Genomic DNA, 12,666 nt, shown 5'->3' on the forward strand with positions numbered 1-12,666 from the left:
TCCCCTTAAAATGTATTTTTTCTAAAACCTATACGCTCCACGGTTTGTTTAAAGCATGTTGCAGCAGCGTCATTTGAACAATTAGTTCATCCTTATTCCGTTCAATTTGCTTCACTTTTAACTGATTCGTGGCTACCTCCGTACCTGTAGCAAATCCTCGTTCCTTTTTTTTACGAGATATATCTAATACTTTATTGGCGTTCTGTAGATTACTTTGCATTTGTTCGTATTGTTCATAACTCTGCTGTAAGTTAAAGTACATATTCTTCAGTGTTTCTGCTAATTGATCCTTGGTATTTTCCAATCCGCCTTCCGCTGAGTCTACATCAATCTGTTTAATTTCATAATCGTCAGTTCCCGAGTTCCACGTGTAATATTTAATTTCCATCTTTGCCAGCTTGACTGCCTCCTCCTGTCTCCATACCGAAGGACTCGCCGAGATGGCACGCGTCACAAGCGTATCTAAATTCGTGTTATCCATCTTCCGGTAAACAGGTCGATCCACCAGTTCATACACCGTACCTTGAGGTTGGCCCATTTGCGTATTTAGTGAATCCATCGCTTTTTGCAGTGCAGCCTTTGCAATGTCTACATTCTTTTGAGCCTCTATACGAGTCTGAATAATCGTGCTTTGATCACCTGGAGAAATTTTTCCACGGTTGGCCTTCGCTTCAGCAGCTTTTTCTTCCAGTAGTGCGAGCGAAAGTGCATCCTCACTGCTCTTTACTTTGTTTTCAGCTAGAAGTACGTCATAATAATTCTTCATTGCAGAGTAATCCGCCTGATCTTGGGCAAGTTCGATTTGCTTTTTGGATTCCAAATAAGAAACCGTCGATGAGGCATACCCTTTCCAGGCTGAACTACTAGCCGCGTCCTCTTCACCGTTGCCCGCACCTGCTGGGATGAAATCCAGATTCTTACCTGCATTTTTTAGGTTAATCCGGTTACGATCTATCGCTTGCTGAGCCTCCTTCAAGCTAAAGCTATTAGATCGTGCCCATTGCTGTGCTTGACTCAGTGTTATTTTCACACTTGCATTGGAAACCTGCTGCTGCTCTGCATGAACAAAGGACTCTGAAAAAGAACTGGCCGATAAGGCCAACAACAATAAAATGAACATACGTTTTTTCATAGAACCCCCCTCTTTCTAAGTTTCATCAAGTATAATAAATACGTTGTTATATGAATTTTTATTCTTCCTCTTCATTACAATTTCTTTGCACAACTCCCCATCAAGGATGTCGTGAATTGAGAACTGCATCTTCTATCATCCGTGCAGATTCCAGAAGGGAGGTATAATCCTGCCCTCCTGCTATTCTTTCACACACGGCTTATCGCTCTTTACAGCATCTTTAAATCCAATTGACGAAGGTACAGGAAACGTACAATAAGAAAGGAAAAGAATTGGATTGCCCAAAAGCAAAGCATAATCTGAATAAGCGTAAGATGAAAGGGTGCTACATTTATTCCAGATGGTTCTGACATAAATAAACAAAGCACTACTCCTACGGATGATACGACTAATGGCAGAAGAAATAGGAAAGCAATTTGTCTGGATGCAGCTCGTCTCATTTCCCTTGAGTTTAATCCGATTTTCGATAAAGCTCGGTATATTTCCTCATCCCGTTGAAGATCTACATACAATCTGAAATACAACAGACTTACAGTGCTTGCCAACATAATAATGGCGATAAATCCGCCAATAAATTCACTAATATTCAGATCCATCTCCGATGTCAAATAATCCACTGCTCTAGAGTTAAGTACCCCTTTATTCACCTTGTTGGCCAACACGGAATACAACCATATCTCCTGTTGAGTTTCAGAAGTTTCTAATGAAAGTTGACCATTCTTCCATTTTGGCACAAAATAATAAACAGATTTGTATGCTAATGGAACATTGAAGTACCGTTGTTCAACTAAATGGTCGTAAGTTCGATCTGAAACAACAAGTAATCTTCCTAGTTCAGAGATAATGTTTTCAACAAACTTTGTGCTATGGTCTATCTTCTGAGTATCCATAATCTGAATATTCATAATCTGAGATTTTCCTTGATTGTAAGTTAGCTTTTTTTCAAAAAAGGTTTTCTGTTCTTCTAAAGACATTCCATTAGAATCAAAAATGAAAAAGCCTTGATGATCCCGAAGTGCGGCTGTCTGTTTTAGTTCCTTAAACCTGGAAGTAAGAGCTTCATAGTTGGATTGTTTCATCACAGGTGCGAACTGTTCACGAAAGGGAAAGATCAGTATTTCACTTTTCGAATAATCTACCCCAGCCGTATAAAGATTTTGGTCAATCTCTTTTTCAAGCTCTCTAGAACTTACTACATCAGAAGAAAGTGCAAATGAATAAGATTGCTCCCTTAGAAATCTTTTTTGCTGCTGCATGGAGTCAAAAGTTGACGCTGCTCCTACACAGGAAATGATAGAAATTAAGGTAATCAATGAAAACAGCCCGGCATTATTCCTAATTTTGTATGTGATCTCAGATAACCATAACAAACGTGTTCCGCTCCAAGACCATTTCCTGTTAGCTCTAAGCAGTTGAATGAATAGTACACATAATTGAGTATAAAATAAGTAAGTACCAATAAACCCCATTACAATTGTGTATTTAAATGTGTCTCCAACCGAATAGTGCAATATATAAAAAGAAAGAGTCCCTAAACGATACGGTGCCAGATAAATGTATGGTGGAAAATCAAGCTTCATTAAATATACAGCCGCTCCTATTAACACTATCGCAAGAAAGGAAAGACTCCATGAAGCTTTTAATTCCTTTTTGAGCTGTGGAACCTTGTTAAAAAGCTGCTGTAATTTAAAATGGCGTATGAAGAAAACAGACACAAGTGAGATCAATATAAACAAAAACATAAAGCCAATTCCTGTGAAAGCCAGTGCTTTCCAAGGAAAATAAAACGTTAAATACATTCCTATGACATTGGAGCCCAAAAGCAGAAAGAATTTCGCTGAAATAAATCCTCCGATAATCCCGGTAACCAAGGATAAAAAACCTATAATTAGATTTTCATATGCGACCAAAAAATATATTTGTCTGTGATGTGTCCCTAAAATGGTCAATATACCCAATTCTTTCTTACGTGCAGCTACAAAGATATGGTTTGTGTATAATACGAAAAAAAAGGAAAATACAAAAATCAACAGATCAGCAACTTGTAATCCTTTTTTTACATTAGCTGCTGTGATTGCATTTGAGACATCCGGGTGAAAAATAAATATCGCATATACGAAAAAAATCGAAATCATCAATGAGCTGCTTAAATAATAAGGTACATAAGCACGTACATTGCGTTTGAGATTATTCCATGCTAACAGACGAAAGCTCATGTGCATGTCTACTTCCCCCCAAAAAGGAGAGCATATCTATGATTTCCTGAAAAAATATTTGCTGACTATGACTACGGTGGATTTCATTATATAACTCACCATCTTTTATAAAAATTACCCGATCACAATAACTGGCTTCCATTGCACCGTGTGTTACCAGCACGATTGTGGAATAATCTACACGGTGGATAAGTCCCAGCATTTCCATCACAACACGTGAAGACTTGGAATCGAGATTTCCAGTGGGTTCATCTGCGAGCAGGAGTGAAGGAGAGTGAATAATAGCCCTACCAATGGCTGCCCGTTGCTTTTGTCCCCCTGACACCTCATAAGGCCGTTTATCCAAAACATCAAAAATATCCAGTTTCTTCGCTACCTCTTCCAGTTTAAGCTCCATTTCCTTTAATCCTTTTTTATTCAGCATCAGAGGAAACAGTATGTTCTCTCCCAAAGTGAGGGTTTCCAGCAAATTAAAGTCCTGAAATACAAGTCCCAGCTCTTTGCGACGAAATAAAGCCAGCTTATCCTTCTTGAGCTGATTTAGATTTTCCCCTTTAATGCAAACCTCGCCAGAAGTCGGCATATCAATGGTCGAAATCATGTTTAATAATGTAGTCTTCCCACTACCAGACGGCCCCATAATACCAACAAACTCGCCTTGTTTGATCGTTAAATGGATGTTGTTAAGGGCTCGGTAGGGAACCTTGCCATAATATATTTTGGTGACTTGATCCATTCGTACAATCTCCATAATTCATTCCTTTCCTTTTTCTATGTTATGATCATAATCCATCCAGACAAGTGAAGCGATCGATTAACATTACAAAAACCTTAAATGTGTTGTAAGGTTTCTCATTTGTGAATTGAAAACAGGATTTGAACCGTTGTCCCTTCACCAACTGTCGATTTCAGTTGAATATCATGATTCAGTCTTTTGCAGATTTCAGACACCAAATAGAGTCCCATCCCGGTTGATTCACGATACTTCCGCCCATTTTCACCTGTATAATAAGCCTCAAATACCCGTTCTACATCTTTTTTAGGGATACCAATCCCCTCATCCTGTACTTCCAACACAATGACATGCTCTCTTACGTCAGACATTAGTTTCAGACTGTGGGCATGACCTGAAGAGTATTTCACCGCATTGGTCACCAATTGGTTAATTATGAATCTTAGCCACTTGCCATCGGTAATCACACTCAACTGCTCGTCCACTTCATTGGAAGGATAAATTTCGTTGCGAATCAATAATCTTTTGTTATCATAAATCACATCACTAACCAGTTTTCGTAATACAACAGGCTCCACATGAAAGTCAGGTTCAAAGGATTCCAATCGTGACATATACAAAATCATGTCCAGTCCTTTTCCCATTCGATCAATCTCATCGTGAATCTGATCCGATTCGGGATCTATTTTTCCTTTAAGGATTAAATGAATAACAGAAAGAGGAGTTTTCATCTGGTGAACCCACTGATTGATAAACGTAATATGATCGCGCTGCTGATGCTCTAACTGATGAATTCGGGACTGATACAATCGATAATATTGTAAAAGCAAATGTTGCAAAGAAGAGGCTAACGGATTAAGTACCTTCATCTGAATAAGCTCATCTAAATCTCTAATGTTTGCAGTGGATAATATGCGATATAAACCAGAGTACATGACATACCGGAAGAGCAAATAAACCAGCAATATGGAGGCCCCAAAAAAGACGGAATACAGGGCCGTCGACCAGTTACGGTAACCATCCATCCAATAGATACTTAACACAAGAAAAAGTTGAATGATATTAAAAATCACCAGCGAAAAATGGTCACGCCAAAAAAGCTTCACCGTTCTTCCTCCTCAGTCAAGTGAAGCCGATAGCCAGCCCCTCTAACCGTCTCTATGATATCCCCTAGTCCCAGCTCACTCAGCTTTTTGCGGACCCGAGTGACATAAACATTCAGTGTGTTTTCGCCCACATATTGGTGATCATCCCATAAAGCCTCTAAGAGATGAACTCTACCCACAACCTGCTTAGGATACGTCATCAATAGCTCTAGCAGTGCTGCTTCCTTCTGGCTAATTTCTACCTGCTTGTCATGGAATACAAGTTCCATAATATCGGGATATAGCGTCAAATCTGCCACTTTTAAGGAACGTGATTTTGGGGCAACAGCATAAGAGCCATAGGCACGTCGCAGATTGCTTTCTACTTTGGCTAACAGTACTTCGGGATAAAATGGTTTCGTAATGTAATCATCTGCTCCGTTTTGCAAAGCAATGACCTGATCCATTTTATCATCGCGTGCAGAAACAAAAAGGATGGGGCATGTAGACTGAGTCCGTATTTGCCTGCACCAATAAAATCCATCAAAGCGAGGTAGATTCACATCAAGTAGTACCAAATCAGGCTTTACCTCTTGAAAGATAGCCAGAACTTGATCAAAATTTGAAACGTTAATCCCTTGATAACCATATTTCTCAAGATAAGATTGGAGCAAGGAACTGATTTGAGGATCATCCTCTACTATTAATATCTTTTGCATCGTGTTTTCTACCTTCTTAGTGCTTGAATTTTTAACAACTGATTTCTCTATATAATGCCTTTATTCGATCGTTCAAGCAATAACAACAATCTAACCCCCTTGGTTGTAGATTTAGGAGGTTTTCATGGTGGTGTATATTGAATCCCGAATAATATGCATGGTGCCGAGCACCAGAGTGATTAACAATATAATTATAATAACAATAACGGTGACTGTTATAATGGTTCTTTTAGGAATTTTTAATGTTTCATTGAAACTTTGCTTTGGATCTTTCAAAATCTGCTCACTTCTTTCCTTGCCTAGCTGTTTACCAGCATAACAGCTTCTACATAATGAACAACAGTTGAAACTTACAAAAACCTTTATTTTGTTGTAAGGTTTCTGATTAGCCACAAACCATCGTCAGATTAAACTAGCGTATGTACATAACAAAAATGCCCGGCTAGAGAATCTTTTTTCTGATTCTCAAACCTGGGCAGTTTATCCTTTCTATCCTTTTACAGCGGAACCCACCGTCATTGCCCGCTCCACTTGTTCACTCAAGAACAGATAGACTAGTACCATCGGTAGGGAAGCGATAGTCATAACAGCTCCCATGGCCCCCCAATCCGTGCTGTAGGAGCCCTGGAAGAAAAGCAAGCCTAGCGGCAAGGTCTTCATATTCTCATCAGAAATCAGAATATAGGCCAAAGTGAACTCATTCCAGTTGTTCAAGAACTGAAAAATGGCTACAGTTGCAATTGCAGGCATTGCAAGCGGCATAATGATTTTCAGGAACAGTCTATAAATATTAGCTCCATCCATACATGCCGCCTCTTCAATCTCCTTAGGAATTCCTGCCAGGAACCCATAGAAAATCATTGACGAGAAAGGAAGGCCAATTGCGATATAGGGAAGAATAAGAGCTCCATACGTATTCGTAAGATGAAAATCGCGAACCAGAATCGCCAGCGGTATCATAATAACCTGTAGCGGCATAAACATTCCTATGATCATATAAGTTCGGACAGCAGAACGAAACCTCCATCTCATGCGAGCCACTGCAAAGGCAAACATCAGTGCCAATAAAAGGATGAACAGAGTCGAAATCGTTGATACGACCAGACTGTTTAGAAAGTAACGAGGAATATTAAATTGCGTCCAAGCATTGATGTAATTTTCGTAACGAAAATGCGTTGGTAGTCCGAATGGGTTGGTAACAAAGATCTCATCATTGTTCTTCAACGAGTAGGAAACCATCCAGAACAACGGATAAATCGAAACAATCACATACAACCACAGCGGTATCTGCAGGACAGCTTGTCTGAACTTGCTCACAGCGGTTTTACTCATTTCGTTCTCCTTTTCAATACGCACCTCATCAGGCGGTTTGTCCGCGATCGAACAGCTTATTGATAACTAAAGTTGCCAGCAGCGAGATCAGTACAAGCAGCACAGATACAGCACACGCATAGCCATAGTTGCTCTCCATAAAAGCATAGCGGTAAATCATGAATGTCATTGTATAATTTGTAGTACCAGGTCCCCCGTTAGTCATAATCAGCATCTGCACAAAGGCGCCTATCCCAGAGGTAATCGCGATAATGAAGCAGAATTTGTACGTTTCCCTCATCAGAGGAAGTGTAACATGCAGATGCGCTCTCCATTTGCTGCAACCGTCAATCGTGGCGGCTTCAAAGTAGTCCTCAGGTACTGACTTAACCCCTGCATATAGCAGCGCGAATTGATACCCCATAAACTGCCAGGCATTAACAAAGGCGATGGCAATAATTGATGCTGTCGGGGAGCTCAGCCAATTTTGCTGATACGAGATATTCAAAAGATCGAACAGCCGGTTGATCAGTCCGTTGGTCGGGTCGTAAATGGCGATCCACAGCTGGCACACCACAGTTACCGACAGAACAACCGGAATAAAATAAGCCGTTTTCAGTATTTTCCGCCCGCGTGTACGCGGGTCTGCACAAATCAGCGCCAATAGCGTTCCCAGTCCAATCTGAAAGACCACCAGTACAATTGCAAATATCAATCCGTTCTTAAGCGAAGTGGAAAGTAAAGGATCGGAAAAGAGCTCCCGGTAATTACTCAATCCCGAAAAGATCGGCGTACTAAGGCCATCCCACTCATAAAAGCTACGAAGAACGGTCTGCAGAACAGGATAAATCAGGATCACACTGTACAGGATCAAAGCAGGGAGCAGAAACAGTGCCAGCGCCGGTTTGTTCCCCAAATATTTATTCATGTGTTGCTTCCACCCCTTATTTTCGGGACGGCTCCCCCCAGCGACTTATGTCGCCAGAGGTTGCTTGTCCCTGGATTATCAGTTTTCATTCTCCTCAGTTTTCTTTCTCCAATGTACTGTTCAGATTGTTCACAAAACCCTCTACCAAAAAGTTGTCCACCATCAGATTCTGGGTATTGTCATTGATTGTGTTCTGAATTTTGGTATTGCTAAGAAGCTGAGCATATTCCTTGGCGTTTGGCAGCAACTCTTTGGCGACTCGCTGCATCATTGCTGGAACATTGGAGGCGATTTGCTTATCCACTTTCGGCGAAACGATAGGACTTCCGAGTTGGGTATATTTGTACTCGGCTGACTTTGTCGCAAGGAATGCTGCTACCTTTACAGCAGTTTCCTTGTTCTCGCTACTCGACGATACTGCGTAACCCTGTGGCGAGCCTGCACCGTCGATAAAATATTTGGACTTCTCGTAGGTTGCTTCATCCTTTGCTGGCCAGTACATCCAGTCGACCTGGTCGCCCAGCTTTTCCTGTGAACTGTAAATTTCCCATTGTCCGTTCACAAACATGGCAGCCTTTCCCTGATAGAACAGGGACGATGCCTGATCATAATTGGTGTTCGTGGCATTTGCGTCGAACAATCCGGCTTGCTGCAATTGCTTCATCTGCTGTGCTGCCGTTACAAACGCTTCTGGCAATGCTTTTACACCTTTCTGATCAAGTGCTCCGAATCCTTGTGGCTGCTCTCTTGTGACCAGCCCATTATAAAAAGCAGTCGTAATCCACTTTTCCTTGGCAAAGATCGACATGGGCACATAACCTGCAGCTTTCAACTTTTTAGCTGCTTCGCCCATCTGATCAATCGTCCTAATCGGCGTTTCGATCCCCGCCTTCTCAAAAATCGACTTGTTGTAATAGATAAGCTGGAATTCGATGCCTGTATCCGGATAAGCATACACATGATTATCTGGAGCTACTAAACGAGACTCAACACCCGGATTAAGGTTCTCCTTGAATTTAGCCGTTGTCTCATAGTTGTCCAGCACCTCGACATTTTTGGATTTTGCTAAAGTTTGCAGAGTTGGCCAATCCGTGAAATAAATATCCGGCATGTTTCCTGTCGCTGCATAAGTCTTCAGCTTCTGGTATCCGTCCTGAACGGCAGGATCCAGTTCAATCTCAACGTTTGGCATGTCCTTTTTGAGTTCTTCCACCGCATAATCGAACGGCTTGGTGGTATCGGCGTCAAAATGCTGCGCATATACCTTCAATTTGATCTTTGTGTCTCCCGTCCCGCCCTGGGAGGAAGCTGATTTATCTCCACCACAAGCGACCAATCCAATAGACATGGTGAGCACTAGCAAAGCTGCACCCCAACTTCTGTAAGTTTTTTTCATTTGTTTAATCCCCCTTATGCAGTGTGTTTTATGTTTGCGCTTTCATTTTCATAACTACAGTATACTCCCGCTTCTTTTCTTGATTAAGGAATAAAACGGGCATAATCAGTAAAAAACGGGACAAATAGAGCAGCGGTTCTCCATATAGGAAAACCGCCAGGCTTAAATCGATGTTGTTCTGCCTCGCAGGACAAGAGCTACCTTTTTTGGAGTTGCTCATATTCAGTCGGTGTCATGCCAAAGCGTTTCTTGAAGCATTTGCTGAAATAATTGGGGTCACTGTATCCAACACTTTCAGCGATTTCCGCCAACTTCCGATTTCTGTTCAGTAAGAGCTCCTTAGCCTTCTTCATCCGAATATGTGTAATATGATCCACTATGGAGAAGCCGGACTCCTTGCGGAAGACGCGCCGCAGATAGCTGGGATCGACGAAAACCCCGCACGAAACCTGCTCAGCAGACAACTCTGTGTCTGCATAATGCTCCTCGATATAGGTGATCGCCGCAGCAAAAAGATTGGAAGCCTTCGTAGAGTGCATATTCTCCATCAATTGGATCAGCCTGCGGTACAAAGCGAGCATCCATCCTTCAGCAGCCTCCCAGGAATCTAACTCCCGGAGCCGGTCGTAAGGAGACTTGTTCAAACCTTCATCCCATAGCCGATCATAAGGAATGCCGCGTTCACTTGCAAAGGAAAGTGCTAGAGATACGATTCCCATAAGCATCGCGTCCGCGTATTCATCCCCCCACTTATATATACTAAGCTGCTGGATTGCCTTACGGACTTCCTCTAACGTTTCACTGTCTTTCAATCGAAGGTCTAGCACGACTGCATCACGCAGATGGCCCAAATCAGGCATACTTGCTCTGCCGTGCAACGCTTCGCTACCATGCTTACCCCACTCGGTACTTTCGCTCTCCTGCAGAAACACCGGTAGTTTCGGCTTAATACGTTCCAACATCGAGAGCATTTCTTCTGCATTGAACGGCTTCAACAAATAATCCTGCACTCCGGTTCGAACCGCCTTCTGTAGGTATTCAAATTCGTTATGTCCAGATATGAATACAATAACGATGCGTTCGAACTTGACTTTCAACCTCTCGGCTAATTCAATTCCATCAATGAAGGGCATATTGATATCTACGAGGGCGAGATGCGGCTGATGCCGCTCGGCTTCTTGAAGTGCTTCCTGTCCGTTCCTTGCTTCGCAGCAAACCCGAAAGCCATGACTTTCCCAATCTATCTTTATACGCAGAAAGTCTCGGAACAGCGGCTCATCATCGACAATCATCACTTTATACATCTTGGTGTTCACTCCCCTTTGGCAGCATCGGCAACGACAGGTCAACAGTTGTTCCCTCCGCGAGAATACTTTGAACGGATATCCCATACTCCTCGCCAAAATACAGACTCAGTCGTTGCTGAACACTGTAGGTACCGATTGATCGTATTCCTTCTTTCGGTAAATGTCTGGACATAATTGTCTGAACTTGGAATTCATCCATCCCCACACCGTTGTCCTCCACCCGAACGATCACCTTATCACCCTGTTTAAAGGCAAAAATACGGATAAAACCTTTTGTTCCTTTCTTCTTAAGACCATGGTAAATCGAATTCTCGACAAGCGGCTGAAGCGAGAGCTTCGGGATAGGTGTACCTGCAAGCTCGGCAGGGATATCCACTTCATAGCGAAACACATCGGGATAACGGATTTGCAAAATCGTCAGGTAATCATCAGTAATCTGAGCTTCCTTTTCTAAAGTAATTAATTCCCGTCCCTTGTTCAGCACCATTCGATAAAAATCTGCTAGCGCTTTTGTAGTATCTCTAGCCTCATCATTACGATCTAACTCATTGAGTGCATAAATGGTATCCAAAGTGTTGTACAGAAAATGCGGTTTAATTTGGGCGCTTATCAGTGCGAGCTCATATTCACGCTTACGGTTCTGTTCCTGCCTTACCTCATCCAGCAGCTCCCGAACTCGTCTTACCATAAAGTTAAACGCTTCAGCAATCGTACCGATCTCATCCTCTGTGCGGACTGTCGTAACCGCTTGCAAGTCACCAGTTACTACTTTTCGCATGGCCCTAGTCAGTTGTTCGAGTGGGCTAACGACCATTTTGGATAGAAAGCTAGCGCCCAGCCAGGAAAAAACAAGGCACAATACGCCGATTAAGAGCGACAATCTAACATTTTGCCGGACATCAGCCGTAAGCAGGCTAAGAGATACGATATTGACCAACTTCCACTCCATCCGGTTATAATCAGTGACCGTTACCAGGTTACCCTCATACTCGAATGAGCACGTTCCTTGGGATGCATTAGGCGCACAACGTTGGATGGCCTCACCTAGCTGTGGATTCACCGGATTCATCAGCATCTCATTGTCTTCTGCCACCGCCACGCGCATTCCGTTATCTAAAAAATAATAAGATTTGGGCGCATCCGGATCGCTGGAACGGAAGTAATCGGACAAACCTTCTTCCTTCACTAACAAAAAAAGGGTTCCATAGGGTTCGCCCGTGTCTATATTAATGACCGTCTTCCCCAACGTCAAAACCGGAGAGTTCGGATCTGGTGTTAGGAAATCCCTCTTCTCCATATCAAACCAGAGTGCCTGTCCATAACTTTCGGATTCCCTTACCCGCTTAAGCATGCTATAGATCTTGCGATCATCCCCGCTTTCGGTATAAGAGGCGAAAATTGTTCCTTCATTATCAATGAATACAGCGGCATCCACCTCACGAAAGATTGACAAATCAATGGATAGGCGGCTCTGCATCAAGTTTCCAAACTGAATAGACTCCATCGCAGTACCAGGTTTGGCACCGTATGAATCATACATCCGGTTAATATTCGTCACCATAATATTGGCCGCTGTTTCCACACTGCTGAATATGTAATCGGTCCGAGACAAGATAAGCTGAGACTCATCGACCACGTTGCTGGTGGTTCGGTCTATCAAAGAACGGCTGAAAAGCTGGTTGGACAACAGTCCAAGAGTAAGCAGAGAAACAATAATTAGCGGAAGAAATACCGTTATAACCTTGCTTTTAAAGCGAAGTCGACCAAACCACTTACGAGCTAGTGACAGAATATTCAACTAGGACCCCTCCGTCATCAAGAGAATATTCATCATGTTAA

At 42.4% G+C, this 12,666-nt stretch carries 10 protein-coding genes; all 10 read right to left on the reverse strand.

The genetic code is table 11. The annotated features are described in order from the left end of the window. Window positions 1-28 precede the first annotated feature (28 nt). The 10 genes from MKX59_RS15315 to MKX59_RS15360 all read right to left on the reverse strand — a co-directional run bounded on the left by MKX59_RS15315 (window position 29) and on the right by MKX59_RS15360 (window position 12,625). A complete protein-coding gene (locus tag MKX59_RS15315; protein ID WP_068938436.1) occupies window positions 29-1,132 on the reverse strand; it encodes a TolC family protein in 1,104 nt (367 codons plus the stop codon). 209 nt (window positions 1,133-1,341) lie between these two features. Next, entirely contained in the window at window positions 1,342-3,354 is a 2,013-nt protein-coding gene (locus MKX59_RS15320) for an ABC transporter permease (protein WP_076265397.1), read from the reverse strand. Further along, window positions 3,320-4,099 (reverse strand): ABC transporter ATP-binding protein, encoded by a 780-nt coding sequence (locus tag MKX59_RS15325; RefSeq protein WP_023988573.1) that lies wholly within the window; start codon window positions 4,097-4,099, stop codon window positions 3,320-3,322. The genes MKX59_RS15320 and MKX59_RS15325 overlap by 35 nt, the downstream gene beginning before the upstream one ends. A 101-nt stretch (window positions 4,100-4,200) precedes the next feature. After that, window positions 4,201-5,187 (reverse strand): sensor histidine kinase, encoded by a 987-nt coding sequence (locus MKX59_RS15330; RefSeq protein ID WP_076265396.1) that lies wholly within the window; start codon window positions 5,185-5,187, stop codon window positions 4,201-4,203. Further along, the gene (locus tag MKX59_RS15335; protein WP_076160469.1) at window positions 5,184-5,885 is read right to left on the reverse strand and encodes a response regulator transcription factor; all 702 of its coding nucleotides are present in this window, start codon (window positions 5,883-5,885) and stop codon (window positions 5,184-5,186) included. Before MKX59_RS15335 ends, MKX59_RS15330 begins: the two co-directional genes overlap by 4 nt. Window positions 5,886-6,374: 489 nt before the next feature. Then, window positions 6,375-7,217 (reverse strand): carbohydrate ABC transporter permease, encoded by an 843-nt coding sequence (locus tag MKX59_RS15340; protein WP_025723644.1) that lies wholly within the window; start codon window positions 7,215-7,217, stop codon window positions 6,375-6,377. 28 nt (window positions 7,218-7,245) lie between these two features. Then, entirely contained in the window at window positions 7,246-8,124 is an 879-nt protein-coding gene (locus MKX59_RS15345) for a carbohydrate ABC transporter permease (RefSeq protein WP_023988569.1), read from the reverse strand. Window positions 8,125-8,218: 94 nt separating this feature from the next. Further along, window positions 8,219-9,520: an ABC transporter substrate-binding protein gene (locus tag MKX59_RS15350; protein ID WP_023988568.1), complete on the reverse strand. Its 1,302-nt coding sequence runs from the start codon at window positions 9,518-9,520 to the stop codon at window positions 8,219-8,221. Window positions 9,521-9,717: 197 nt separating this feature from the next. Continuing rightward, the gene (locus MKX59_RS15355; protein ID WP_023988567.1) at window positions 9,718-10,824 is read right to left on the reverse strand and encodes a response regulator transcription factor; all 1,107 of its coding nucleotides are present in this window, start codon (window positions 10,822-10,824) and stop codon (window positions 9,718-9,720) included. After that, complete coding sequence (locus MKX59_RS15360; RefSeq protein WP_076265395.1) at window positions 10,817-12,625, reverse strand: cache domain-containing sensor histidine kinase; 1,809 nt, start codon at window positions 12,623-12,625, stop codon at window positions 10,817-10,819. The genes MKX59_RS15355 and MKX59_RS15360 overlap by 8 nt, the downstream gene beginning before the upstream one ends. Between the last annotated feature and the right edge of the window lie 41 nt (window positions 12,626-12,666).

The sequence above is a fragment of the Paenibacillus sp. FSL R7-0340 genome, from assembly GCF_038002205.1.
GTDB classification, from domain to species: domain Bacteria; phylum Bacillota; class Bacilli; order Paenibacillales; family Paenibacillaceae; genus Paenibacillus; species Paenibacillus polymyxa_B.

Excerpts from the sequence above, each read along its gene's own strand:
- MKX59_RS15315 (WP_068938436.1), bottom strand. The coding sequence starts at position 1,132 with ATGAAAAAACGTATGTTCATTTTATTGTTGTTGGCCTTATCGGCCAGT.
- MKX59_RS15320 (WP_076265397.1), bottom strand. The coding sequence starts at position 3,354 with ATGCACATGAGCTTTCGTCTGTTAGCATGGAATAATCTCAAACGCAAT.
- MKX59_RS15325 (WP_023988573.1), bottom strand. The coding sequence starts at position 4,099 with ATGGAGATTGTACGAATGGATCAAGTCACCAAAATATATTATGGCAAG.
- MKX59_RS15335 (WP_076160469.1), bottom strand. The coding sequence starts at position 5,885 with ATGCAAAAGATATTAATAGTAGAGGATGATCCTCAAATCAGTTCCTTG.
- MKX59_RS15340 (WP_025723644.1), bottom strand. The coding sequence starts at position 7,217 with ATGAGTAAAACCGCTGTGAGCAAGTTCAGACAAGCTGTCCTGCAGATA.
- MKX59_RS15345 (WP_023988569.1), bottom strand. The coding sequence starts at position 8,124 with ATGAATAAATATTTGGGGAACAAACCGGCGCTGGCACTGTTTCTGCTC.
- MKX59_RS15350 (WP_023988568.1), bottom strand. The coding sequence starts at position 9,520 with ATGAAAAAAACTTACAGAAGTTGGGGTGCAGCTTTGCTAGTGCTCACC.
- MKX59_RS15355 (WP_023988567.1), bottom strand. The coding sequence starts at position 10,824 with ATGTATAAAGTGATGATTGTCGATGATGAGCCGCTGTTCCGAGACTTT.